Genomic DNA, 816 nt, shown 5'->3' with positions numbered 1-816 from the left:
AGGGCTAACCCTGATCCACCTGGATTGGGCATAAAAAAGTGCATGGCCAGTAAAAACAGAACGGCCAAGGCGATGAGAAACTTGCGATTGAGAGGAACTTGTACTTTTTCAGGAGAAAGTTTGGTTCCACTTACATGTATAGTAGCCATATATATTGCGTTGTTTTGAATGAAAAAAGACCAGCATTGGCTGGTCTTTGTACTTTACCCGTTTTTTCTATTTCAACATAGGCTTAAGGAATCGAGCTGTGTGCGAACCTTCGATCTGAGACACATCTTCTGGTGTTCCCTGGGCAATGATCTCTCCGCCGCCTTGTCCGCCTTCTGGTCCTAAGTCGATGATCCAGTCTGCTGTTTTGATGACGTCCAAGTTATGCTCGATAACCACAACGGTATTCCCGTGATCGCGCAGGCGATGAAGTACGGTCAATAGCTGCTGAATATCATGGAAGTGCAGACCAGTTGTCGGCTCATCCAGAATGTACAAGGTTTTACCCGTATCACGCTTGGATAGCTCTCTTGCCAATTTCACTCGCTGCGCTTCGCCGCCTGATAATGTGGTTGCCGCTTGACCTAAACGAATGTAAGACAGACCAACGTCCATTAGAGTTTGCAGCTTGCGGGCAATCGCAGGAACAGGATCGAAGAAGGTGCGAGCATCCTCGACGGTCATTTCCAGTACTTCATCGATGGTTTTGCCTTTGTAGCGTACTTCCAGTGTTTCGCGGTTATAGCGCTTACCTTTACACACATCACAAGGCACGTACACGTCTGGTAAGAAGTGCATCTCGACTTTGATAACACCATCCCCCTGACA

The 816-nt window shown here is 47.4% G+C and carries 1 protein-coding gene; it reads right to left on the bottom strand.

Annotation, left to right across the window (positions count from 1 at the left end):
• Positions 1–216 precede the first annotated feature (216 nt).
• Positions 217–816 (bottom strand): ATP-binding cassette domain-containing protein (locus R8N47_RS24490; protein WP_318186013.1); only part of this gene is annotated, 600 nt, incomplete at its 5' end.

This window comes from Vibrio sp. 2132-1, from assembly GCF_033344315.1.
Note: the sequence above shows the minus strand (reverse complement) of the source record. Positions and strands in the feature narration are given on the sequence as shown.